Consider the following 23,813-nt stretch of genomic DNA (forward strand, 5'->3'; position numbering starts at 1 on the left):
AAAGGACCGTCAGTTGACATCCGCACCGCTCGCCGCCGTCACCGGAGCCGAGGGCTTCATCGGCTCCCATCTGACCGAGGCGCTCGTGACCTCCGGGCACCGCGTGCGCGCCATGGCGCAGTACAACTCCTTCTCCTCCTACGGCTGGCTGGAGACCCTGGCACCCGAGATCCTCGACCAGGTCGAGATCGTGCTGGGCGACGTCCGTGACCCCGGCTCGGTCCGCGCCCTCGTGGACGGCGCCGACGCGGTGTACCACCTGGCCGCGCTGATCGCGATCCCGTACTCGTACCAGGCCCCGCACAGCTACGTGGACACCAATGTCACGGGCACGCTCAACGTGCTGGAGGCGGTGCGGTCGCTGGGCACCCCTCGCCTGGTGCACACGTCCACGAGCGAGACGTACGGGACCGCGCGGACCGTGCCCATCACGGAGGACCACCCCATCAACACGCAGTCCCCGTACGCCGCGTCGAAGGCGGGCGGGGACCGGCTCGCCGACAGTTACCACGCGAGTTTCGACACGCCGGTGGTGACGCTGCGTCCGTTCAACACGTACGGCCCCCGGCAGTCGATGCGGGCCGTGATCCCGACCGTCATCGGTCAGGTGGCCGCCGGTTCGCGCAGCATCACGCTCGGCGATCTGCGGCCCACCCGGGACTTCACCTTCGTCAAGGACACCGCGCAGGCGTTCCTCGCCGTCGGCACCGCCCCGGCCGAGGCCGTGGTGGGCCGGACCTTCAACGCCGGTACGGGCGGCGAGATCTCGGTGGGTGACCTGGTGCGGCTCGTCGGAAAGGTGATGGACGCCGACCTCGACGTGACCGAGGACGAGCAGCGCATCCGGCCCGCGAACTCCGAGGTGATGCGCCTGGTCGCGGACGCCACCCGGCTGCGCGGGGCGACCGGGTGGGCGCCGGAGCACGACCTGGAGCAGGGCATCGCGCGGACCGTCGAGTTCTTCCGCGACCCCGCGAACCTCGCCCGGTACAAGACCGACATCTACAACATCTGACCGCGTCACCGACCGTCCACAGCTACTGACCGCCGTACCCACAGGGGGCTCCCATGCACGCAGTGATACTCGCCGGAGGCAAGGGCATCCGGCTGCGTCCGTACACCACCGCGCTCCCCAAGCCGCTCGTGCCGATCGGGGACCAGCACGCGATCCTGGAGATCGTGCTGCGCCAGCTCGCTTCCGCCGGCTTCACCAGCTGCACCATCGCGGTCGGCCACCTCGGCCAGATCATCCGCGCCTATGTCGGCAGCGGTGAGCGGTGGGGGCTGAGAGTCGACTACGCCACCGAGGAGAGCCCGCTGGGCACCATGGGCCCGCTGCTGACGATGACCGACCGGCTGCCCGAGTCGTTCCTCGTGATGAACGGCGACATCCTCACCGATCTCGACTACGCGGACGTGCTGCGCCGGCACCGTGACTCCGGCGCAGCCCTGACCATCGCCACGTACGCGCGCAAGGTGCGCATCGACTTCGGGGTGCTGACGACGGACGCGGGCAAGGTGGTGGGCTTCGCCGAGAAGCCCAGCATGGACTACCGCGTCTCGATGGGCGTGTACGGCCTGTCGCGCGACACGCTCGCCGGGTACACCCCGGGGCTGCCGCTCGGCTTCGACGAGCTCGTGCTGGACCTGCTGAAGACCGAGAACCCGCCGCACGCCTACGAGTTCGACGGCTACTGGCTCGACATCGGGCGGCCCGACGACTACGACCGGGCCAACGCCGAGTTCACCACCCAGAAGTCACTGCTGCTCAAGGGAGCCTGAACACCTCATGCGCATCCTGGTCCTGGGCCACACCGGGTATCTGGGCGGGCACGTCATCGAGCGGCTGCGCGCCCTTGACGGCGTGCGGCCGGCCGGCGGCGGCCGCTCCCCGGCGTCGGAGTTCCGCGCGGACCTCGCCACAGCCGACACGGGGCGGCTGGCCGAGGCGCTCGCGGACTTCTCCCCCGACGCGGTCGTCAACTGCGTCGGGGCCGTGGGCGGCGACGCGGTGACGCTCGCCGAGGTCAACGCCCGCGGGCCCGCCGTGCTGTGCGCGGCGCTGCGGGAGGCCGCGCCCGGGGCCCGGCTGGTCCATCTGGGTTCGGCCGCGGAGTACGGGGCGACCGAGCACGGGGTACGGGTCACCGAGGCGGCCCCCACCCGGCCGGTCGCCCCGTACGGCGCGACCAAGCTCGCGGGGACGGTCGCGGTGACCTCCTCCGGGCTCGACGCCGTCGTCCTGCGGGTGGGCAACCCGGTCGGGCCCGGCGCCCCGGCGCAGAGCCTGCCCGGCGGCACCGCGCTGCGGCTGCGCCGGGCGGGCACGGGCGAGGACGCCGTCGTCCGCTTCGGGGACCTGTCCGCGTACCGCGACTTCATCGATGTACGGGACCTGGCCGAGGCGGTCGCCCTGGCCACGACCGCCCCCGGTCCGCTCCCCCGCGTCCTGAACATCAGCGGCGGACGGGCGGTGCCGATCCGGGCGCTGGTGCACGGCCTGGTGGAGGCGTCGGGCTTCCGGGGCCGGACCGAGGAGGCGGGGACGGTCGGCGGCTCGGCGCGCTCGGCCGGGGTGGACTGGCAGTGCTCCGACATCACGGCGGCCGGCGACGCCCTCGACTGGCAGCCCCGCTTCCGGCTGACCGACTCCCTGGGCTCGCTCTGGTCGTCGGTGTCCTCGCGACCGGAACTGGACCCGGTGCCGTGACGCCCCTCCTGGTGGTTCGTGGGCTTGCGTGCCGCGTGGGGGTCCCCCCAGGACGAAGTCCTGGGGGGAGGAACGGGTTGGCCACGAACCACCCACCGGCCCGCGGACGGGCACGTACCGCAGGTGGCACCGCGCGGTGCCGATCGCGGGCGGTGGCTGAAATCTCCGCGAACGGACTCGTCCCATGACCCTGCTCATCCCTCTCTACATCCACCCCGCCCAGGACCCCGACGCCTGGCGGCTGCTCGCGGCCGCGTCCGAGCGGGTGTACGGCGTGGTGCTGAACGCCGCGAACGGGCCGGGTGCCGCGCCCGATCCGGCGTTCGTCTCCGCCGCCCGCGACCTGCGCGCGGCGGGCACGCGCGTGCTCGGCTACGTCGATATGGACTACGGCGCGCGCCCGGACTCCGCCGTGCTCGACGACCTCGACCGGCATCGCACCTGGTACGGCACCGACGGCTGCTTCTTCGACCAGGTGCCGGCCGACCGGTCCGCCCTGCCCGGCTGCCGGCGCCTCGTGCGGGCGGCGCGGCAGCGGGACGCGACCACGGTCGTCCTCAATCCGGGGGTGCACCCGGCGCCCGGCTATGCCCGTATCGCCGATCTGCTCGTGACGTTCGAGGGCCCCTGGCCGGTCTACCGGTCCGCCTTCACCCGGCCGCGCTGGACGGCCCGGCACCCGCCGGAGCGGTTCTGCCATCTGGTGTACGGCGTACCGCCCGCGCTCTCGAGCGTCGCCGAGCGGGCGGCCCGGGAGCGGGGGGCCGGGGTGTCCTGCGCGGTCGCCGGTACCCTGCCCAATCCTTGGGCGGCGCCGCCGCCCGGCCTCTTCGGAGACGCCTGGTGACCGTTTCCACCCGCCGCCCCTGGCTGTTCGTCGCCCTCGCGGTCCTCCTCCTGCTGCCGGTGGGGTGCACGTCGGACCACCGGCCCTCCCCCGACCGGCCCCGGTGGCAGCCCCGGCCCGGCACGCCCTGGCAGTGGCAGCTGAACGGCCGCGCGGACCCGGCGGCCGCCGACGTTCCCGTGTACGACATCGACGGCTTCGAGAACTCGGCGGCCGATGTCGCACGGCTGCACCGGGACGGCCGCAAGGTCATCTGCTACGTCAACGCCGGTGCGTGGGAGGACTTCCGCCCCGACCACGCCGACTTCCCGGCCGGCGTGCGCGGGCGGCCGAACGGCTGGGACGGCGAGCGGTGGCTCGACATCCGTCGGCTCGACGTGCTGCGCCCGCTGCTGGAGAAGCGCTTCGACATGTGCCGCGACAAGGGTTTCGACGCGGTGGAACCGGACCTCATGGACGCCTATCTGAACGACACCGGCTTCCCGCTGACGGCAGCGCACCAGCTCGCGTACAACCGCATGATCGCGCGCATCGCGCACGACCGAGGCCTGGCGGTGGGGCTCAAGAACGATCTTCCGCAGATCCCGCAGCTGGTGCGGGACTTCGACTTCGCGGTCAACGAGGAATGCGCCCAGTACGACGAGTGCGCGAGGCTGACCCCGTTCATCGAGGCGGACAAGGCCGTCTTCCACGTCGAATACGCCCTGAGCACGCCGGAATTCTGCGATGAGGCCCGTCGTCTCGGGCTGTCGTCGATGCGCAAGAGGCTCGAGCTGGACCGGTGGCGGCAGCCGTGCTGAGCTTCCCGCTCAGACGTCCGGGCGCAGGAACCGGCGCAGTTTCGTCAGCGGCCAGGTGTTGATGATGTCGTCCTTGGTCAGCCAGCCCCGCTGGGCGGTGGCCACTCCGTAGCGCATGTACGGCAGGTGCGTGGTCGAGTGCGCGTCCGAGTTCACGGCGAACTTCACCCCGTACCCTTTCGCCCGCAGGATGTCCTCGTCGTTCAGGTCGAGCCGTTCGGGGTGGGCGTTGATCTCCAGGGCGGTGCCGGTCCTCGCGCAGGCCTCGAAGACCGCGTCGAAGTCGGCGTCGATGCCGGGGCGTTTGCCGATGCGGCGGGTGGTGGGGTGGCCGATGACGGCGACGTACGGGTTCTCGCAGGCGCGGATGAGTCGGCGGGTGAGCGCCCGCCGGCTCTGGTTGAAGTGGGAGTGGACCGAGGCCACGCAGAGGTCGAAGTCCGCCAGGAACTCGTCGGGCCAGTCCACGTCCCCTTCCGGGCCGATGTTGAGTTCGGTTCCGTGCAGCAGCCGCATCCCCCGGTGTTCGCGGTCGAGTTCGCGGACCCGTTCGCGCTGCGCGAGCATCTTCTCCTTGGTCATGCGCTGCATGGCGAGGTCGGGGGCGTGGTCGGTGACCGCGTAGTACGCGTAGCCGCGCCCGGCGGCCGCGGCGATCATGTCCTCGAGCGGGGCGAGGCCGTCGGTGAGGTCGGTGTGGGTGTGCAGGTCGCCGCGGATGTCCTTCTCGGTGACCAGGTCGGGCAGTTCGCCGCGCAGTCCGGCCGCGATCTCGCCGCGGTCCTCGCGCAGGGTCGGCGGGATCCAGGGCAGGCCGAGGCGTTCGTAGATCTCCTCCTCCGTCCCGGAGGTGATCTTCTTGCCGCTCTCGGCGTCGAAGAGTCCGTACTCGGACAGCTTGAGCTTCTTGCGCACGGCGATCTCGCGGGTGCGGATGTTGTGCGCCTTGGAGCCGGTGAAGTACTGCAGTCCGCCGCCCCAGGAGTCCGGCGGCAGGACCCGCAGATCGACCTGGAGGCCCTTGGTGGTGCGGATGGAGGTCTTCTTCGTGCCGTGGGCGATGACCTCGGCGGTGTACGGGAGGCTGCCGAGCGCCTCCATGAAGGGCGCCGACTTCTCCGCGGCGACCAGGATGTCGATGTCCCCGATGGTCTCGCGCATCCGGCGCAGCGATCCGGCGTAGGTGCAGCCCCGGCAGCCCTTGATCTGCGACAGCTCGGCGATGATCTGCTCGGCGGAGTCCATCGCGGCGTTGAGGAGGATGCGGCTGCCGGCCTTCTGCATGAGGGCGATGCCGTGCAGGAGGTTCTCCTCGGTCTTCTCGCCGAAGCCCTTGAGGTCGCGCAGCCGCTCGGCGTGGATGGCGTCCAGGAGCTGGTCGACGGAGGAGACCCCCAGTTCCTCGTGGAGGACCATGGCCTTCTTCGGCCCGAGCATCGGGATCGTCATCAGCTCACGGACGCCCGCCGGGATGGACTGCCGTCGTTCCTCCACGGCGGAGATCTGCCCGGAGGACAGATACTCCACGATCTTGTCGGCGATGGACTTGCCGACGTTGGGGATCTCCCGCAGTCCTTTGGCGTCGAGCTTGGAGACATCGGCGTGATAGCCGCCGACGGCGCGGGCGGCCTTCTCGTAGGACCGCACCCGGAAGGCGTCGCCGCCGGTGATCGCGATGAGGTCGGCGTACTCCTGGAGGAGCGCCTCGATCTCTTCGTTGACCCTGGCCATGCCTCCAGCGTCACACGGAGAGCGGCGGGGCGCTCCGCCGCGCGCGTCAGGGGCGGGCCGGGCGGTGTCGGTGGCGCCTCGTAGGGTCGGCCCGACGGTACGGACGGGCCCGAGGGCGGGGGAATCATGACGGAGTCGGTCATCACGGTGGCGGAGAGCGAGCTGCACCCGGCGATCACGCACGCCGGGACGCGGCGACTGCTGAGCGGGGCCGGGCTGCCGGCCGGGGGCGAGCGGCTGCGGTTCGGGGCGCTGGCGGCGAACCGGCCGGTGCCGGTTGCGGAGCTGGTCGACGCGTCCGCCGACCCTGGCGCGCTCGACGCGCACATCCAGGGGCTGCTGGCGATCGGCCGCCTCCTCACCCGGGGCGACGAGGCCGAGCACATCGTGCTGGACGGGGCCTCGGGGCGGGTGTTCAGCATGAACTTCTTCGCGGACGATCCGGACCTGGTGGAGGTCCTGCCCCTCGCCCCTTCGCTGGAGGCTCTCGCGCGCTTCCTGGTGGCCGAGGACGAACTCGTCTCGCGGTCCGGCCGGTTCGCGCGGTTCTCCGGGCAACACGGGGTGGACGCGGTGCGGGACGCCACCGCGCTGTTCCTCTCCGTCCTCGGTGCCGAGGACTGGCGCGGCGGCGGCTGGGGCAGTGCGGGCGACCCCGGGCAGTGGGACCGTACTCTTCCCGCGTTCTGGATGATCACCGCCCTGGTGCGGCCGCTCGCGCTGATGGCCGGGCCGGGCCGGGGGCTGCTGGTCGAGCTGCCGGAGGGCCTGCTGGAGGAGGAATTCGGGGACGGCGAGATCGCACGTTTCGACCCGGCCGACCTGCCCGAGGGCCTGCACCACGAACCGACTCGGCGATTCCTCTCAGGAACCGGGCTGCCCCGGGAGGCCGGCATGTTCGCGTTGTACGACGAGGCGCCGCTGCGCCCGTCACGCACCGAGGCGGCCGGTGAACGGTACGACGGCGGGCGCGACGTGGACGCCTCCCCCGGCGGCCTCGCGAGCGGCCACGGCCCGCTGTTCGCCCTGGGCGAGGTCGTCGAGGACTGCGAGGTCGTCGTCGACGGTCTCACCGGCGCGGTGCACGCCCGCTACTTCGACGGCGAGTGGCGACCGCTGAACGCCGATGTCTCGACGCTGGCGTTCACCGTGTGGATGCACCAGCGCGAGGAGACCCTCGATCACGTGCACGAGCTGACCTACGACATGTACCAGCAGCTCGCCGACACCATGATCTCCGTACTCGCCTCGCTGGACCCGGTGGCCTGCGCTCCGACGGACCGGGAGGGCGACTGGCGCTACTGGCCGGAGGTCTTCCACGACGAGGCCGGCGGCGTGCTGTGAGGGCGTGAACCGTTTCGCCCGGACCTCCGTAAGGCCGGTGCGGCGGTGTGGAAAGCCCGTCGCGTTCCCGAATACGGAGGATGCCGGCATGAGCAACATCAAGGTCAGCCCGGAGGAGATGCGGGAAGCCGCGTCCTGGATGGACAACCAGAAGGAAAGGATGCTGGACGCCGTCAGGGAGGCCAAGCAGAAGATCGACCACGTCGTCGACAACTCCTACGACACTCCGAAGTCCAAGGAGAAGTTCGCACCCATGTGGGACAAGTACCAGAAGGACCTGGAGACGGGCATCCAGACGATGCAGGAGATCGCCGAGTACCTGCGGAAGACCGCCGACGCGTTCCGCGACACCGACGACCAGACAGCGTCCGGAATCGGCTGATCCCACCGCGACGGCCGGGTTCCGGACGCCTCGAAGCGCTTCGGAACCCGGCCGGTCGCGCTGTGACGCCGCTGCACGACTCCCGGAGGCAGGTCAGGTATGGGCACTCCCATCCACATCCCGGTCGACGATCTGAAGGACACCCTCGCGAACCTCGCGGACATCCGTTCCCGCATCGAGGACAAGACGGGCCTGGAGCGGGTCGGCACCGAAGCGGATGTGGGCGATCGCCAGCTCATCGACGCGGTCAACAGCTTCGACAGCGCCTGGGCCAAGGGCCATGACCGGGTCCAGGAGAACGTGGACTCGTTCACCAAATCCACCCAGGGCATCATCGACAACTTCGAGCAGACCGACGCCGACGTGACCCAGAACATCGAGTAGAAGCAGGCCAGAGGCCTGCGCGTGAGGGGCACAACTCCCATGACACAAACGGCCGCTACGGCGCCGCCCGCCGCGGCACCGCGCCACTTCACCATTCGCTATCCGGACTCGTGGTGGAAGCTCGATCTCAATTCCCGCACCCGGGACGCCGACATCCGCCGCGGCATCCAGGCGCAGGCCGAGGGGTTGCAGGTCGAGCGCACCATGGTCGACACGATGATCCGCTCGGCCCGCAAGAGCGCACGCGAGGCCCACGCCCGGGGCGCGGTGCAGGCCGCCGGCATGATGGAGTACACCGACAGCGCCGAAGTGCTCACCGCGACCACGATCGTGATGCGGGTGCTGACCCCCGAGGACCACTCGTCCGACCTGTCGGAGCTGATGGTTCCGGTCGCGTTGAAGAACGCCAGGAACCCCCTGGGAAAGGGCACGGCCGCGAACACCGCGGAGGTCATCGAACTCCCCGGGATCGGCAGTGCGGGACGCGTCACCCAGATCGAGGACATCGACTTCTGGGGCCGTGGCACCGTGCGCACCGCGCTGATGCACACGGTCGTGCCCGTGCCGCACAGCCGGGACTTCCTGGTCGTCTCCAGTTTCACCCCCAACCTGAGCCTGGTCGACGCGTTCTTCGACGTGTTCGACGCGATCAGCGGCACCTTGCGGTTCCAGCCTTGACCATGACGGACGAAAGAGAGAGAGGTCGGTGCGATGGCTCGGCCCCCGGTGGGTGACTGGGCGGTCCTGGATCTCACTGAGGATCCGACCCCCGGCGACACACAGGTACTGACCAACCTGGCAGGCGAGTACAAGAAGGTCTTCGAGGAGGCGGAGTCGGCCTTCTCCGTCATCGCCCGTATCGAGTCCCAGGAACTCGGCCAGGGCAAGTCGATGGAAGCGCTCAAGGAAGTGCTCAAGGAACTGCCCAAGCAGGTGGGAGCCCTGCGCGACTCCTACGAGGCGGCGGCGAAGGCCGTCTCCGACTATGTTCCCCGCCTCGAAGACCATCAGCGTAAGGCCGAAATGGCCCTGAACGACGGCAGGGAGGCGAGGAAGGCACTGGACGAGGCGCTCGCCTCGCAGAGCGCCGCCGAGGCGAGCATCTCCGCCTTGGAGAGTGCGCCGAAGCCGCCGGACGACGACACGGAGGCCAAGGACAGGGCCGCCAACGCCCGTCGCGAAGCCGACAGCGCCGCCTCGTCGGCCAACAGCGCCGTCGACGCGGCCCAGGCCGATCTCGACGCCGCGAAGCGCCTCGCCGAGGACGCCAAAGGGCTGCGGGAGACGGACGCGAAGACCGCCGCCACCGCCTTGGGGCACGCCGAGGACCAGGCGGTCAAGGAGAAGAACTTCTGGGACAAGCTCTGGGACAAGATCGGCTCGGCGTTCGGGATCATGAGCGCCATCCTCGGTGTCATCTCCTTCGTCCTCGCGTTCATCCCGGGCATGCAGCCACTGGCGCTCGCCCTCGGTGCCGCCAGCCTGGTCTTCGGACTCGTACCGCTCGGCATCAACATCGCCCGGGGCGTGGTGACCGGGGACTGGGACATCGCCGGCATCGTCCTCGGCGTGGTGGGCACCGCCTTCGGCGGGTTCTCCGTGATCAAGGGCCTCATAGCGGCCGGGCCCGCCATCAAGACCTTTATCGGGGGCATCGGGCGGGGCGGCGGTAGCGGTTCGAGCGGTGCGGGCAGCGTGGCGGATGACATCGTGCGGCCGGGCACCGGTGGCAGCGGCGGTAGCGGTTCCAACGTCGGCGCGGCATCGGACGACATTCCGCTGACGAACCTGCCGCCCAGGCCGCCGCCGCAGACGCCCAGCGCCAACCCGCTCGACGACTTCGTCTTCCCGTGGCAGAACCGGCCGCCGAGCCCGGGCGGCTCGACCGGCTCCGGCGGCTCGGCCGGGTCGGTGGCGGACGACGTCGACATCATCCCTCCGAGGCCGGCGAACCCGACGCCGGGCTCCGGCAATTCGACGGTGGGTTCGACGGGGGGCAACTCCCCGGGGCCGATCCAGCAGTACTTCATCGACATGGGCAACGGGATCCGCGGCAACGTCCCCGGCGCGATCGGCGCGGGCATGTCGTTCGGCGGCAGCATCTACGCCCCGGGCGCGACCGCCGGCACGTTCGACGGCACGCTGCACGGGCCTCCGCTGGTGGGCAACCGGAACGACGACGGCACCTGATCCGGGAGCCGTCGGCGAAGGGCCGGCACACACGAAAGGGCTCCCGCACCGGATCCGGTGCGGGAGCCCTTTCGTGTGTCCGCCTCGCCGTCAGTGCTCGGCGTCGCCGGTCCCGGGCGGGGTTCCGTCGGCCACGGGCGCGGCGGGCTCGGGCTGAGGCTCGGCCCCGGCCCCGGCCCCGGCCCCGGCCTGAGGCTGCGGCTCGGACACCGGCAGGACCGCCTCCGGGACCTGCACGGTACGCAGCACCCCGTCACCCAGGTGCATGATGGCCCGTCCCACCCGGCCGGCACCGAGCCGGCTGCGCGGGATCTTGACGCCGATCAGGTCACCGTCGCTGACGTTCTGCGGGCTCAGCAGAATGCCCTGCCGGTTGCGACGGATGTCCGCCTGCCAGCCGGAGTAGCCGGAGGAGAGCCGTTCGAGCTGGCCCGACACGATCAGGCCCTGACCCATCTCGGCCCCGCTGCGCGCGATGCGGTTGAGCACGTTCTCGGCCTGGGTCTGCTGGAGCAGGTCCCCGTCGTCCAGGATCACCAAGACTCCGGTGTCCGAGGCCCGGCCGATGGCCGCCTCCAGCTCCTCGGGGTCGATGTCGGGCCCGTCGAAGAGCGCGAGGACCCCGGGCCTGCCCGCGAGGTCACGCAGCGGGGAGCTACGCGGCGTCGCGACCACGACCGGCGTACCGGCCGCCATCAGCGACAGGGCCATCGTCAGCAGGACGGTGCTGCGGCCGGAGCGGGACGGCCCGCCCACGAGGAAGGTCGGCGTCATCGCGAAGTCCGGTCCCACGGCGGTCAGTTCGTCACCGCCGACCCCTGCCATGGCCCACAGCGCCCCGGGCTGCCGCTGCGGCAGATACGCCACGGCCTGCTGGAAGGTGAGCCGGTCGGGCAGCAGATCCACCCGGAACGGCCGCGCCGGGGCCGGGACGTGGGCGTCCCGCTCCCGGCACGCGACGGCGATCCGCTGCACCTCCGCGGCCTGCGCCTGGCCGCTGCCGTCCGGGCCCAGCAGAGCGATCTGCACCTCGCACTTGTCCGTCGCGCGCAGCGCGCGGCCGGACGGAATCTCGTCCGGGACCGAGCGGGCGTGGATACCGATCATGGAGTACTCGGACTTCTCGTTGAGGCGCAGCACGAGCTTGTCCTCGGTGGTGGAGGCCATCCGGCTGGAGAAGAGCGAGCGGTCACCGGCGACCACCATGTGAACGCCGACGCTCGCCCCGTCCCGGAGCAGTGCCGACACCGCGTCGAACAGGCTCCCACCGTCGTAGTCGCTCAGCGTCTTGTCGAAGACCTCCCAGCGGTCCAGGAGCACCATGATGTGCGCCGGGCGCTCCTCGGGTGCGAGCGCCCCGCGCAGTTCGGGCAGGTCGGCGGCGCCCCGTGCGGCCAGGAGTTCCTGACGCCGGGTCACCTCCTTCATGAGCCGGGACAGCAGCCGTGCGACCCGTTCGGGCTGGGCACGCTGGACGACGGCTCCGCAGTGCGGCAGTGCCTCCAGGGCCAGCAGCGCGCCGTTGCCGCAGTCGATCCCGTACAGATGCAGATCGGCCGAGGAGTACGCGCGGGCCACCGATCCGGCGATGGTGCGCAGCGTCTGCGACCGGCCGGCGCGCGGGGATCCGACGATGTGCAGGTGGCCGAGTGTGGCGAGGTCCAGGACCACGGGTCGCTGCGCCTGGTCCTCGGGCACGTCCACCAGCCCGTAGGCGACCGGCGGCAGGTCGTAGGTGCCGGTGTCGGGGACGGGCGGCAGGTCGTCCGTGGTCAGGGTGGTGGGCAGGGCCGGGAGCCAGGGGCTGTGCTGCGGCGGAAGGTTCATGTCCTGGTTGGCGCCCCTGATCGCCTGGACGAGGTCGGCGAGGTCGGTGATCGCGTCGTCGGACTCGTCGCGCGCGGCGCGCGGGCGCGGCGGCAGCGGGTGGCCGAGGTGGCTCCAGCCGATCGGCACGACCCAGGGCGCCGGGATCGCTTCCTGTGCGACACCCGGCCTGCGGCCGCCGACCCGCCCGGCCTGGAACGGGATGAGGGAGTTCTGGCCGAGGCGCACATAGGCCCGGCCCGGTGTCGACTTGGAGATTCCGGCGGCCTCCGGCGAGGTCAGCACGTCCTGGCTCTCGGAGCTGTCGGTGACCCGCAGGGCGATCCGCAGGTTGGTGTTGGCGCGGATCTCGGGTGAGACCACACCGCTGGGGCGCTGGGTCGCCAGGATCAGGTGGATGCCGAGGGAACGGCCCCGCTGGGCGATGTTGACCAGGCCCTTCACGAAGTCGGGCAGGTCGCGGACCATCGAGGCGAACTCGTCGATGACGATGAGGAGCCGGGGCATCGGCGTGCGCTGCGGTTCGCGCCGCAGCAGGTCGACGTAGTCCTCGATGTCCTTGGCCCCCGCTTCGGCGAGGATGTGCTCACGGCGCTTCAGCTCCGCGGACAGGGAGGTCAGGGCCCGCTCGACGAGGTGGGCGTCCAGGTCGGTGACCATGCCCACGGTGTGCGGAAGGTCGACGCAGTCCTTGAACGCCGAGCCGCCCTTGTAGTCGACGAGCACGAAGGTCATGGCGTCGGGCCGGTTGGCCACCGCGAGCGAGGCGACGATCGTCTGGAGGAGCTCGGACTTTCCGGCGCCGGTGGTCCCGGCGATGAGGCCGTGCGGGCCGTCGCGGCGCAGATCGAGCGCGAACGGGCCGTCGAGGGAGATGCCGACGACGGCCGATGTCGTGCGGCCGCCCGACTTCCAGCGGCCCGCGATCATGTCCGGTGTGGGCCGGTCGAGCATCAGGACGTCCAGCAGCCGCGCGGCCGAAGGCAGTACGGCGCCCTCGTCGTCCGCGCCGCCGGTGTCCCGCACCGGGGCGAGCGCGCGGGCGACGGACCGGCACCATTCGGCGGACACGGTGTCCGCGCGCACCCCGGTGAGCGTGGCCGACCCCGACAGCCCGACACGCAGGGTGCCGCCCGGCTCCTCCACCACGACCGCCAGGCACTCCTCGGGAAGCAGGCGCTCCTCGACGTCCAGGCAGACGGCGTGCACGCCGACGGCCGGCCCGTCCCGGAGGATCTGCACCACTCCGGGCAGGGAGCGCAGCCGCCGGGCGCCGTCCAGGACGACGAGTACGTCGGGCTCGCGGCCCGTGCGCTGCTCGCGGGTCATCGAGGCGCGCGCGGAGATCAGGGCGGTGAGCTCGGCCACCCGGCGGGCCGCGCTCTCGGTGTCCGTACCGACGTTGGCGACGATGTCGCCGGTGTGGTGGCGTACGTGCGGCAGCCAGCGGACCCAGTTCCAGACCTCCTCGCCGTCGCCCCCGGTGGTGAGCACGTGGATGTGCAGGTCCTTCGGGCTGTGCAGGACGGCCGCCTGGGCGACGGTCCAGCGTGCCACGGCGCGGGAGGCGGGCCCGGCCCCGGCGATCCCGAGCACCTTGTGCTCGCGCAGGGCGACGGTCACCGGTACGTCGTAGGCGGCGACGGCGACCTTGCGCCGGTGCTCGTCCAGGGTGGGGTCCTCGAGCACGACCTCGGAGGGCATGTCGGCGGTGCCGACGCGCAGTTCGAGGAAGTCCGTGTCCTTCAGGCGCCGCTCCCACAGCCGGCGGCGCGGCCCCACGGCGGTGAGGAGCACGGCGGCGGGGTCGGGGAAGCCACGGCGGCGCGAGGTGCGTTCGGCGACCACGGCCTCCTCGGCGTCCTTCTCGATCCGGGCCTTCGTCTCCTCGTACTTGGCGAGCTGCTCGCCATAGGTCTCCTTGCCCTCGCGGCGGCTCATGAGCCAGGTGCCGATGACCATGACGGGCGAGAGCAGACCGAAGAGCAGGTAGGTGAGCCGGTTGAAGATCAGGACTCCGGCGATGGCCATCACGATCGGCATGGCCGCGGCGAAGTAGGGCAGTTGCCGCCTGGCGGGCTTCGTCGGCGGCGAGGGCAGCCTGAACTTGGTCTCGGCGACCGGCGGCAGCAGCCGCGGCGGGCGGTTGTAGTCCAGGCCGGTGCCGTCCTCGGAGCGCTGCAGGGCCGCGTCGGGCCGCTCCGGGGTGACGAGTTCGAGCACGCAGTCGCCCATGACGAGCTGTCCGCCGACGGGCCAGTCGGTGATGTCCTCGACGTCCTCGCGGTCCAGCTGCAGCGCGGTCGCGTCCGGTTGGGGCGCGACCGCGACCCGTCCGCCGGGGCCGACGCGCATCAGGGCGAAGATGCGGTGGGGAACGCCACGGACGATCTGCGGGGTGCCGTCGGCGGCGAGGCCCAGCCGGTACTCGCCGATGTCGAGCCGGTGCACCGAACCGGCCCCGGGGCCGCCTACGGTGCGCACTTCGACAAGGCCCCCCGGCTCCGCCGGCGGACGGCCCGCGGCGTGGCCGAGGCCGACCACGGCGCCGTCCCGCAGCGGCGAGTCCCGCAGCGTCATGTCCTCCGGAAGGACGACTCCGTCGAGGTGCAGTCCGGATCCGGTCAGGGGCAGCGGTGTGCCGCCCGTCTCCGCGAGGGCTTGCGCGATGGTGCCGACGGAGGTGTCGGGATCTGCGTCGAGTTGGACGTCAAAGGCGTGGCCGCCATCGTCGACCACGGTGAATATCAGCGGCACGATGCTTCTCCAGGGGAGCGGGAACCGGGCGTGAATCGGCTTTCGGCGCGCGTGGCACCGGATCCGGTTCCCCGGCCTTACGGACGCGGTCCTCATGTGGTTCACCGGTCCGGGGCCGGTTCACCGCCGGGATGTCCGCGGGCGGAGCGCCCCTGATCGCCCGAGTTGTCAAAGCCCTCCCGGACACGCAAGGTTTGTCCCCATGACGGTGCGGAATTGGCGGAGCGGTGACGTCGTTCTCGATCTGTACGAAGTGCTCGACGTCCTCAGCGGCGGGATGGGCCTGGTCTACCGGGCCCGGCACCGCGGCTGGAACACGGACCTCGCGGTCAAGGTGCCGGGCCCCCGGCAGGCGGCCACCGCGGCGGGGCGCGCCGATTTCGAGACCGAGGCGGGTACGTGGGTGGGGCTCGGGCTTCATCCGAACGTGGTCAACTGTCATTACGTACGCCGGGTCGACGGGCTCCCGTGCGTGTTCGCCGAGTGGGTCGCCGGGGGCTCGCTCGCGGAGCTCGTCCGGGACGGGCGGCTGTACGAGGGCCAGGGCGGCTCCCCCGCCCGCGTACTGGACATGGCCGTGCAGATCGCCTGGGGCATCGACCACGCACACCGGCAGGGCGTGATCCACCAGGACGTCAAACCGGCCAACATCATGGTCGACATCGACGCCGACTGGACTGCGAAGGTCACCGACTTCGGGCTCGCGGGTGCGCGCGCGGCGGCAGGGGAGCACGCCGCCGGGGCTCCGGACGCGAGCCTGCAGGCCAGTTTCGGCGGCATGACGCGCCAGTACCGCTCTCCGGAGCAGGCCGACGCGGTGGCCGGGGCGCGGGTCACCCTCACCCGCGCGACCGATGTCTGGTCGTGGGCGCTGTGCGTGCTGGAGATGTTCGTGGGCGGCCGGCCCTGGGAGCACGGGCAGTTGGCACCGGAGGTGTTCGCCGACTTCCTGGAATCCGGGCGGCCGCGATCGGGCGTGCCCGCGATGCCGCCCGCGCTCGTGGATCTGCTGCGGCGGTGTTTCGACGTCGACCCGGCCGCGCGCCCGCACCGGCTCGACGAACTGGCCGCGGCGGTCACCGGGATCTACGCGGACGCCGTCGGCTCGCCGTATCCCCGCGTCCCGCCCAAGGCCGCGGATCTGCTCGCCGACGGCCTGTCCAACCAGGCGCTCTCGCTCCTGGACCTGGACCGGGCGGACGAGTCCGAGCGGCTGTGGCGCGCGGCCATGGACATCGACCCGCACCATCCGTCGACGGTCTACAACTGGGCGCTGTACCGCTGGCGTCGCGCGAGACTCTCCGACGAACAGGTCGTGTCGGATCTGTGCACGGCGCGCACCATCCAGGGCGAGCGCTGGCAGGCGGACCATCTGCTCGGCCTCGTCCATGTCGAGCGCGGGGACCACGAGGCGGCCCGTGAGCTGCTGGCCGCCGCGCCCGAAAGCCCCGAGGTGGAGCTCGCACGTGCCGAGTTGGCGCGTCGCGGCAGCCCTCCGCGACCCGAGCGCCTGTCGGGCCACCGGGGTGCGGTGACGGCCATCGCGATCGACGCCACCGGCGAGGTGGCACTCACCGGCGGCGCGGACGGCCGCGTACGGGTGTGGGCACCGGCACAGAACCGCTGCCGGTACGAGCTGCCGCCCTCGGCGTCCTCCCCCGTCACCGCCGTCGCCGTCACCGGCGACGGCCGCAGAGGGCTCACCGCACACCGCGAAGGCCCCGTCGAGCTGTGGGACCTCGGCGACGGCACCCGTCTGCGCGTCCTGACCGCGCACGCGTCGGGAGTCCTCGACGTCGCCCTGACCGGCTCCGGCGCCGCCGTCGCGTACCACAGCGGGCTGGTCCAGGTGTGGGACCCGGGCACCGGGCGGCTGGTGCGGGAACTCACCCACCCGCCCACACCGTTCCGGAAGACCGACCCGGCCACCCGCCTGCTGTCGCCGGAGATCCACCACAGCCCCGCACCGGTCTCCCACGTCGCCATCAGCGAGGACGGCGGCTTCGTGGTGTCCGGCGCGCCGAGCGAGGGCGGTGTGGCGGTGTGGGACGTCGCCCGGGACCGAGCGGTGCACCAGCTGGTCACGTCCGCGGACATGCACCGCACCGGTATCGACCAGCTGGCGCTGAGCCCGGACGGGACATACGCCCTGCTGGCCGGCGGGGCGCTGGACGTACACATCTGGGAAACCAGGGCCGACCGGACCCGCGACACCGTGCCCAACCGGCTGAACCCCCACTCCACGGTCGTGCTGAACAGCGACGCCACGGTCGCGGTCTCGATCGTGAACGGAGGCATCGACCAGCCGCTGCAGGTCTGGGAGACGCGCTCCGGTCGCTGCCTGCGCACCATCGACGCCCGGTCCGGCGAGACGGCGGCCCTGGGCCTGCGGTGTGTGGCCCTCAGTGGTGACGGCAGGGTCGTCGTCCTCGGCGACGCCGGCGGCGGCGTCCAGGTCCACCACCTGCCCCGGCCCGGCTTCCGTGCCGGTTGGAGCTACGCGCGGCCACGGACAGCGGCGGCTCTCGAAGAGGGCGAGAAGAAGGTCCGGAGCGGGTACGAGCGCGCGCAGGAGCTGACCAGGCGCGGCATGACGGCGGCGGCCGCCGGGGTCCTGCGGGCCGCTCGGGCCGTTCCCGGCTTCGAGCGCCATCCCCGGCTGCGCGCGCTGTGGGGCGAGCTGGGCCGGGCGGCGGGCAGGCGCACCGATCTGCTGGGCATCTGGCGGCGCTACGACCTCAAGGGCGGGAGCTTCACCTTCACCCCCCGGGTCAGTCTGGCACTGAGCGACGACGCCGAGCTGATGGTGACCGGCGGGGCCGACGGGCGCGTCCGCGTGTGGGAGCTCCAGACCGGACAGGGCCTGCACGCGTTCCCCGAGCAGGTGGGCAACACCCATACGATCCTGATCGCCGAGGAGAGCGGCATCGCCGTCACCGCGGACTGGGCGGGCACCGCACACCTGTGGGACTTCGAGAGCGGGACCAGGCGCGCGCAGCTGTACGGGAACCGGGGGCGGGTCAAGGCGGTCTCGATGGACCGCAAAGGCCAGTACGCGCTGGTCGGCGACGCCGAGGGCGCGCTGTGTCTGTGGCGTCTGCGCCCGGCCGCCCGGGTCCGTACGATGCCGGCGCACGACGGCCCGGTCGGTTCCGTCCGGCTGAGCGACGACGGGACCCACGCCGCGTCGGCCGGTCGGAGCGACCGCACCGTCATGCTGTGGCGGACGGCGGGCGGACGCCGGCTGCACAGCTTTCCCGTCGGTCCCGGGCAGGTGGAGCTGAGGTTCGGACCGGACGGCAGGCGACTGTTCGTCAACACGACGCGTGGGCTGACGGCGTGGGACGTACCGAACTGCCGCCAGATGTACGCGATCGACACCGACTACTACCCGACCCTGGCCATGAGCGCGGACGGCCGGATCGGCGCGACCTGCGGAGTGGCCACCGTCCGGGTGTGGGAGGCGGACACCGGCCGCGTCATCCGCGAACTGCCCGAGAACTGCGAGACGTTCGACGTGAGCCCGGACGGGCGCTATGTGCTGACGGCCGGATTCGACAGGATCCTGCGGTTGTGGTCCGTCCGGTCGGGCATGTGTGTGCACACCCTCGCGCCCCATCCCGAAATCGTCACCTCGGTGCGCTTCACCTCCGACGGCCGGAACGTGGTGTCGACCGACGCCCGCCCGGCGATCCGGCTGTGGGAGCTGGACTGGGACTACCGCTTCACCGGGGAGGCCGACGCCCGGTGACCGCGCTGGTGACCGTCTCGGTGCACAGCGGCGCCGCGATCGAGGAGTACGTCTACCGCGAGCGGGTCACCTGCGAGGTGGGCCGGTCGGCCGAGTGCGCCATCCGGATCGCCGAGCGGCACCGCGGTGTGTCCCGGCGGCACTGCCGGCTGGACATCGACCCGCCCCTGCTGCGGGTACGGGATCTCGGCAGCAGCTACGGCACCCACGTCAACGGCGAGCGGCTCGGGCGGCTCACGGAACACCCGCTCGCGCACGGGGACGAGGTCCGCGTCGGTGACGTGACGCTGCGCATCGCGGTGGCCGAAGGACCGGACGACGCGGCGGGGACGACGCGGGAGGAACCGGCCGACCCCGCACCGGCGGTCGTGGGCGACTACGCGATCGTGCGCGAGCTGGGCCGCGGCTCCCAGGGCGTCGTCCATCTGGCACGTCATACGGGTACGGGGGAACTGGTCGCGCTCAAGCGCGTACGGGCCACGAGGACGGTCGACGAGCACGCGCGCTTCGCGTTCCGCCGCGAGTTCGAGAGCATCCGCGCCCTGCGCCACCCGAACATCGTCGAGTTCCGCGGCAGCGGCGACCGGCGGGGCGAGTTCTACTTCGTCTGCGAGTACTGTCCCGGCGGCGGTCTCGAACGGCTGGCCGCCCTGCACGGCGGCACGGTTCCGGTGGCCGACGCTCTGCACGTCGTACGGCAGGTGCTGTCGGGTCTCGCTCACGCGCACCGGGCGGTGGTGCCCGCGCCGACGCACGCGGACGGCACGGGCGGCACGCACACCACGGCACGTGGTCTGGTGCACCGCGATGTGAAGCCCGCCAACATCCTGCTGGCGCGAGCGGATGCCGGAGCGCGTCCCGTGGTCAAGCTCGCGGACTTCGGTCTGGCCAAGGCGTTCGAACACGCGGGCCTCTCCGGCCACACCAGGACCGGAGCCCTGGGCGGCACGATCCCCTTCACGGCACGTACGCAACTGCTCGGCTACAAGTACGCGGGCCCCGAGGTCGACGTATGGGCGGCGGCGGCCTGTCTGTACTGGCTGCTCACCGGCGCGACACCACGCGACTTCCCACCGCACAAGGACCCCGTCGCGGTCGCGCTGCGCGAGCCGGTCGTACGGATCAGGGAGCGCGACCCGTCGATTCCGCACCGGCTGGCGGACGTGATCGACGAGGCGCTGGTCGACACCCCGCGGATCACGATCGGCACGGCGACGGAGCTGGCCGGGGCGCTGGAGGCCGCCGCGCCGTGAGGGTCCTCGCTCCGATTCAGTCGGCCATGGCGACGTAGAGAGGGCTGCCGAGCAGCACCGTCATGCCGCCCCGAGGGGACAGCTCCGGGTACGGGTGCGGTCCGTGCAGCATCCGCTTCGCCACGAACTCGAACCGCTGCGCGGGGCCGCGGAGCGCGGCGTTGGCCTGTACGACCATGGCGAGGGCGTCGGCCGCCTCGTCGCCGGGCGCGAACTCGGCAAGCCGCTCGACCAGCACCGGCAGGAGCGAGGCGCTCAGCCGGGTCTCCGTCGGCGCGGCCACGACGGTCCCCAGCGCATGGCCCGTCGATCCGCCGAGGCCGACGACCGTCCGCTCGCTGCGGCCGCCGAAATACACGGCGTCGTCGCTGCCGACCGTGCCCCACTGCATGGGCAGGACCCCGTGCACATACTGCCCTGGCTCGTCCACGTCTCCGAGATCACCGTGGTCCTCGAGATGGCGCACCACGCGCTCCAGGCGCGCGACGCGGTCGGCGCCCGTCGTCTCGACGCTGCGCTTGGCACCGGCCACCTGCAGGCCGACGCTGAACTCCGTGACCCGCTTGCGCGACCAGGCCGGGTCGATCTGCGACAGCAGCATGTCGACCTTGGCGTCGCTGATGTACAGGTAATAGCGGAAGGACAATTCCGCCTCCTCCCCCGCGCGGTACACCGGATGCTACCCCCGCACCACCCGGACAACCGCCGTGCGCCACAGGTCCGCGGCCACTCGTGAACCGTCCGTGCGCCACACCTCCGCCGCCACTCGGACAACCGCCGCGCGCCACACCTCCGCCGCCGCTCGTGAACCGTCCGGGCGCCGGGTCCGTAGGGAGCCGTTGACTCTTCCCCCGGAACTCTCGTGACCTGACGAAGGTGGTCGCATGAACGTGTCCGTCATCCTGGCGGTCGTGATCGGCGTGGCGTTGCTCGGCGCCGTAGCCGCTCTTGTCCTCACCGAATTCAAACCGTCCGCCGCCGCACCGCCGCGCCCGGTCCGCGCCGAGGTCACGGGGCGCGAGGCCCTGGACACCATCGACCTGGGTCTGAGGAGCCTGGCCGCGGAGTGCGTCCGGGCGAATCGCCCGCTGCCCGACGCGTATGCCGTCGTCTACTCGGGAGACCGGCTCAGGCTGCGGCTGGCCGGCGCCGACCGGGCCGCACCTGGGCACTGGCGTGCGGAGGAGTCGGGCGAGCAGTGGGTGGTGGATTCGGAGCGGCTGGACGCGGCCGGTCTCGGCCCCGGCCTCGCGCACGAGCAGCCGTACTCACTGGCCGTCACCATCGGTCTGGACGACGGCGAACGGGTGCTGGTCGACCTGTCGCGGGCGTCCACGGCGATCGCCGTGACCGGCACCCGTACCGATGTGCAGAAGCTGGTGCGGTCGTTCCTCACCGAGTTGATCACCGGACCGGTGGGGCGCCGTGCCGAGGTGACCCTGGTGGGGTCGGCCGCCACCTCCGATCTGACCATCGGTCTCGGCCTGCAGTCGGCGCGGCTGCGCACGGCCGCCACCCTGGACGAGGCACTGGCCTGGGGCGTGACCGAGACGGCGGGGTCCACCGCGTCGTTTCCGTCCGCCGAAGCCGTCACCCAGGTGTTCCGGCTGATCGAGGGCAGCAGCCCGGTCGGCGTACAGGGCCACGCGCCCAGGCTGTTCATCCTGGAGGCCGCGCAGTTCCCCGAGGAGCAGCACGCCATGAAGCGGCTCTACGCGGGGGACGCGCTGATCGTCATCGGCGACGCGCCCGAATCCGGCTGGCGCTTCCAGGTCCTCGACGACGGCTCCCTCGACACCGGTCCGCTGGGTCTGAAGGTCTCCCCGCACGCGGGCCGGCTGGGCTGACCGGCGCGCGCCCGCGAAAAGAGACCACCGCCCCGCCGGGGTATGTCCGGCGGGGCGGGGGCCGACGGCGTGATGGAGCGTCAGAGCGTGTGCAGACCGCGATTGTCCAGCGCTTCTCGTAAGGCGCGCATCGCGTAGTACGTGCGTGACTTCACGGTTCCCGGAGGTACGCCCAGCACGCGCGCGGTCTGGTTCACGCTGCGGCCCATGTAGTGCACATGGAGCAGCACCTCCCGCTGGAACGGCTGGAGCTCCCTCATGGCGTCGACGACGATCTGCGTGGTGAGCGTGTGGTCGACCCTGTCGGGGACGGGCAGGTACATCACGTCCGAGTCGACGGCCTCCGGTGGGCGTGACTGCCGGGCCCGGTGGCCGTCTATGACCAGATTGCGGACGACGGCGAACAGCCACGGACCGAGCGCCTCGGCCGTGGGGTCGAGCTCGGCCTCGTGCTGCCAGGCACGGATCGCGGCCTCTTGCAGGATGTCCTCCGCGCGATGCCAGTCGCCGTTCAAAAGCCGGGCCGCGAAACGCAGCAATACGGATCCGTGCCGTTCATAAAGGGCCCTGAGGAATTCCTCGGTCGGTTCCGCGGGGCGGATTCCCGTGGTGTGCTCGATCGACGTCATGACGTCCGGCAAAGCGCTCCCCTCCTTCTGCGACTGAAAGTGGCAGCGTCAAATGCGCGGATAGCCGGCCGTGGGGTTGACGCGCATGAGCGGGTGCCGTTATCGATTCCGGGGTCCGGAACATTGGGCACATCTGCCACTTCGACCGGTACTCAATTTCTAGCGCCATTCGGGCGTACCGAATGGATCCGTTCCGCTACGCATCCGGCCCGATTCTGACCGTTTCAGAACGCCGTCCCGCCTGCCGATCGGCGCGACCGCGGGTAAGTCGCCCGTACGCGTGCCCGATCGGGCCCGTGCCCGCGCCCGTTTGCCGCCCGAGGCCACGGTGACGGGTGCCCGTTTGTGGGACACGGAGGGCCGGGGCGGCCGTTCGGAGGGGGATCTCCGGCCACCCCGGCCCGGTCGGTGCGCACGGTCCGCGCGACCGGTCCGCGCAGCCGGTCTACGCAGCCGGTTCGCCCTTCGCCAGCGATGCGACATCGGCCGGGCTCAGCGCCCGGTTGTAGGCGTGGACGTCGGTGATGCCGCCGCTCCAGAAGTCGACCGGCTTGCCGTCGAACTTGCCACGGCCGATGACCAGATTGCCCGCGGGCCGCTCGATGTTCCGTGCCAGGGCGTTGCCGGACAGGGCTCCGTCCACATAGATGCTGAGCGTTCCGGAGGCCGCCGAGTACGTACCGACGAGGTGGTACCAGCGGCCGAGCTGCGGGTCGCCGACGGTATTGGCCAGCGCGCGCTGGTTGATGAAGCTGAAGGCGAACCTCTTCTCCGTGTTGGTGTACTGCAAGTAGAAGACGCTGTGCTTGGTGCCGTCGATGGAGACGGCCGTACGGAAGCCCTTGTTGTCCAGCCGGACCCGGGCGGCCACGGAATAGTCACCGTTGGTGTTGAGGACCTTGCTTCCGACGACGGCGGCGTACTGGCTCTGGCCGTTCAGATACAGGGCATTGCCGCCCTTTTGAGGTGCTATCCCCTGCGCGGCGGAGCCGAAGATCGCTCCGCCCTGGAGCGTCGCGTCGTGGTTGCCGGCCGCGTCCGCGGCGATGGTGCCGGACTTCTCGTCCATGGGCCACCAGGCGACGCCCTTCATGTTCGGCTTCTTGCCCTTGTCCTTGGCGTCGGCGGCGGGGGCCTGCTTCGCCTCCGCGCCGTCGTCGCCTCCGCCGCCCATGGTGACGAGAACGACGGTGAGGGCGATGGCCAGTCCGACGATCAGACCGATGAGCGACCATCTGCGGGTCATGAGTCTCTCCAGGAGTTCCGGCGGATGTGTGCTGTGCCTGTGGCTGACGGACGCCGCGGAGAAGTGGTTCACCTGTTGCCATGCGTGTCGGTGTGTAGCCGGGTGGTTACGGTGT

At 71.5% G+C, this 23,813-nt stretch carries 18 protein-coding genes; 13 read left to right on the forward strand and 5 right to left on the reverse strand.

The annotated features are described in order from the left end of the window. Nucleotides 1–13 precede the first annotated feature (13 nt). The 5 genes from ABT342_RS13995 to ABT342_RS14015 all read left to right on the forward strand — a co-directional run bounded on the left by ABT342_RS13995 (nt 14) and on the right by ABT342_RS14015 (nt 4,357). Nucleotides 14–1,015 (forward strand): SDR family NAD(P)-dependent oxidoreductase, encoded by a 1,002-nt coding sequence (locus ABT342_RS13995; protein ID WP_351571955.1) that lies wholly within the window; start codon nt 14–16, stop codon nt 1,013–1,015. 53 nt (nt 1,016–1,068) lie between these two features. After that, nucleotides 1,069–1,782 carry a nucleotidyltransferase family protein gene (locus ABT342_RS14000; RefSeq protein WP_351571958.1) on the forward strand — a complete coding sequence of 238 codons (714 nt, stop codon included), beginning with the start codon at nt 1,069–1,071 and terminating at the stop codon, nt 1,780–1,782. Nucleotides 1,783–1,789: 7 nt separating this feature from the next. Continuing rightward, on the forward strand, nt 1,790–2,710 hold the full coding sequence (locus tag ABT342_RS14005) for an NAD-dependent epimerase/dehydratase family protein (protein ID WP_351571961.1): 921 nt from the start codon (nt 1,790–1,792) through the stop codon (nt 2,708–2,710). Nucleotides 2,711–2,894: 184 nt separating this feature from the next. Then, entirely contained in the window at nt 2,895–3,557 is a 663-nt protein-coding gene (locus ABT342_RS14010; RefSeq protein ID WP_351571963.1) for a spherulation-specific family 4 protein, read from the forward strand. Next, nucleotides 3,551–4,357, forward strand: a complete 807-nt coding sequence (locus tag ABT342_RS14015; RefSeq protein ID WP_502965531.1) for an endo alpha-1,4 polygalactosaminidase — start codon at nt 3,551–3,553, stop codon at nt 4,355–4,357. The genes ABT342_RS14010 and ABT342_RS14015 overlap by 7 nt, the downstream gene beginning before the upstream one ends. 9 nt (nt 4,358–4,366) lie before the next feature. On the opposite strand, the gene polX is transcribed toward ABT342_RS14015, so the two are convergent. Further along, complete coding sequence (gene polX, locus ABT342_RS14020) at nt 4,367–6,088, reverse strand: DNA polymerase/3'-5' exonuclease PolX (protein WP_351571966.1); 1,722 nt, start codon at nt 6,086–6,088, stop codon at nt 4,367–4,369. A gap of 126 nt (nt 6,089–6,214) precedes the next feature. On the opposite strand from polX, the gene ABT342_RS14025 reads away from it, so the two are divergent. The 5 genes from ABT342_RS14025 (at nt 6,215) to ABT342_RS14045 (ending at nt 10,388) form a co-directional block, all read left to right on the forward strand. Next, nucleotides 6,215–7,432 carry an SUKH-4 family immunity protein gene (locus ABT342_RS14025; protein ID WP_351571969.1) on the forward strand — a complete coding sequence of 406 codons (1,218 nt, stop codon included), beginning with the start codon at nt 6,215–6,217 and terminating at the stop codon, nt 7,430–7,432. Between the two features lie 88 nt (nt 7,433–7,520). Continuing rightward, nucleotides 7,521–7,814, forward strand: a complete 294-nt coding sequence (locus ABT342_RS14030) for a WXG100 family type VII secretion target (protein WP_351571972.1) — start codon at nt 7,521–7,523, stop codon at nt 7,812–7,814. Between the two features lie 99 nt (nt 7,815–7,913). Next, complete coding sequence (locus ABT342_RS14035; RefSeq protein WP_351571975.1) at nt 7,914–8,198, forward strand: hypothetical protein; 285 nt, start codon at nt 7,914–7,916, stop codon at nt 8,196–8,198. 39 nt (nt 8,199–8,237) lie between these two features. Then, nucleotides 8,238–8,876, forward strand: coding sequence for a hypothetical protein (locus tag ABT342_RS14040; RefSeq protein ID WP_351571978.1), 639 nt, complete (start codon nt 8,238–8,240; stop codon nt 8,874–8,876). Between the two features lie 33 nt (nt 8,877–8,909). Beyond that, the gene (locus tag ABT342_RS14045; protein ID WP_351571981.1) at nt 8,910–10,388 is read left to right on the forward strand and encodes a hypothetical protein; all 1,479 of its coding nucleotides are present in this window, start codon (nt 8,910–8,912) and stop codon (nt 10,386–10,388) included. A gap of 90 nt (nt 10,389–10,478) precedes the next feature. Here the strand turns inward: ABT342_RS14045 and ABT342_RS14050 are convergent, their stop codons facing one another. After that, nucleotides 10,479–14,972, reverse strand: a complete 4,494-nt coding sequence (locus ABT342_RS14050) for an FtsK/SpoIIIE domain-containing protein (protein ID WP_351571984.1) — start codon at nt 14,970–14,972, stop codon at nt 10,479–10,481. Nucleotides 14,973–15,174: 202 nt separating this feature from the next. Between ABT342_RS14050 and ABT342_RS14055 the strand changes: the two genes are divergently transcribed. Together ABT342_RS14055 and ABT342_RS14060 are read left to right on the forward strand one after the other, a co-directional pair. Further along, the gene (locus tag ABT342_RS14055) at nt 15,175–18,723 is read left to right on the forward strand and encodes a WD40 repeat domain-containing serine/threonine protein kinase (RefSeq protein ID WP_351571987.1); all 3,549 of its coding nucleotides are present in this window, start codon (nt 15,175–15,177) and stop codon (nt 18,721–18,723) included. Continuing rightward, a complete protein-coding gene (locus tag ABT342_RS14060; RefSeq protein WP_351571989.1) occupies nt 18,720–19,976 on the forward strand; it encodes an FHA domain-containing serine/threonine-protein kinase in 1,257 nt (418 codons plus the stop codon). The genes ABT342_RS14055 and ABT342_RS14060 overlap by 4 nt, the downstream gene beginning before the upstream one ends. 16 nt (nt 19,977–19,992) lie before the next feature. Here ABT342_RS14060 and ABT342_RS14065 read toward each other — a convergent pair whose 3' ends face one another. Further along, on the reverse strand, nt 19,993–20,622 hold the full coding sequence (locus tag ABT342_RS14065) for a DUF7019 family protein (protein ID WP_351571991.1): 630 nt from the start codon (nt 20,620–20,622) through the stop codon (nt 19,993–19,995). Between the two features lie 238 nt (nt 20,623–20,860). Between ABT342_RS14065 and ABT342_RS14070 the strand changes: the two genes are divergently transcribed. Continuing rightward, on the forward strand, nt 20,861–21,823 hold the full coding sequence (locus ABT342_RS14070; protein ID WP_351571993.1) for a hypothetical protein: 963 nt from the start codon (nt 20,861–20,863) through the stop codon (nt 21,821–21,823). Nucleotides 21,824–21,903: 80 nt separating this feature from the next. On the opposite strand, the gene ABT342_RS14075 is transcribed toward ABT342_RS14070, so the two are convergent. Continuing rightward, the gene (locus ABT342_RS14075; RefSeq protein ID WP_351572039.1) at nt 21,904–22,452 is read right to left on the reverse strand and encodes a sigma-70 family RNA polymerase sigma factor; all 549 of its coding nucleotides are present in this window, start codon (nt 22,450–22,452) and stop codon (nt 21,904–21,906) included. 445 nt (nt 22,453–22,897) lie between these two features. Continuing rightward, a complete protein-coding gene (locus tag ABT342_RS14080; RefSeq protein WP_351571995.1) occupies nt 22,898–23,698 on the reverse strand; it encodes a LamG domain-containing protein in 801 nt (266 codons plus the stop codon). Between the last annotated feature and the right edge of the window lie 115 nt (nt 23,699–23,813).

Source organism: Streptomyces sp. NPDC000410, assembly GCF_040300305.1.
Lineage (GTDB): Bacteria > Actinomycetota > Actinomycetes > Streptomycetales > Streptomycetaceae > Streptomyces.

Coding starts and splice junctions, on each gene's coding strand:
- ABT342_RS14000 (WP_351571958.1), top strand. CDS start 1,069: ATGCACGCAGTGATACTCGCCGGAGGCAAGGGCATCCGGCTGCGTCCG.
- ABT342_RS14005 (WP_351571961.1), top strand. CDS start 1,790: ATGCGCATCCTGGTCCTGGGCCACACCGGGTATCTGGGCGGGCACGTC.
- ABT342_RS14010 (WP_351571963.1), top strand. CDS start 2,895: ATGACCCTGCTCATCCCTCTCTACATCCACCCCGCCCAGGACCCCGAC.
- polX (WP_351571966.1), bottom strand. CDS start 6,088: ATGGCCAGGGTCAACGAAGAGATCGAGGCGCTCCTCCAGGAGTACGCC.
- ABT342_RS14025 (WP_351571969.1), top strand. CDS start 6,215: ATGACGGAGTCGGTCATCACGGTGGCGGAGAGCGAGCTGCACCCGGCG.
- ABT342_RS14030 (WP_351571972.1), top strand. CDS start 7,521: ATGAGCAACATCAAGGTCAGCCCGGAGGAGATGCGGGAAGCCGCGTCC.
- ABT342_RS14035 (WP_351571975.1), top strand. CDS start 7,914: ATGGGCACTCCCATCCACATCCCGGTCGACGATCTGAAGGACACCCTC.
- ABT342_RS14040 (WP_351571978.1), top strand. CDS start 8,238: ATGACACAAACGGCCGCTACGGCGCCGCCCGCCGCGGCACCGCGCCAC.
- ABT342_RS14045 (WP_351571981.1), top strand. CDS start 8,910: ATGGCTCGGCCCCCGGTGGGTGACTGGGCGGTCCTGGATCTCACTGAG.
- ABT342_RS14055 (WP_351571987.1), top strand. CDS start 15,175: ATGACGGTGCGGAATTGGCGGAGCGGTGACGTCGTTCTCGATCTGTAC.
- ABT342_RS14070 (WP_351571993.1), top strand. CDS start 20,861: ATGAACGTGTCCGTCATCCTGGCGGTCGTGATCGGCGTGGCGTTGCTC.
- ABT342_RS14075 (WP_351572039.1), bottom strand. CDS start 22,452: ATGACGTCGATCGAGCACACCACGGGAATCCGCCCCGCGGAACCGACC.
- ABT342_RS14080 (WP_351571995.1), bottom strand. CDS start 23,698: ATGACCCGCAGATGGTCGCTCATCGGTCTGATCGTCGGACTGGCCATC.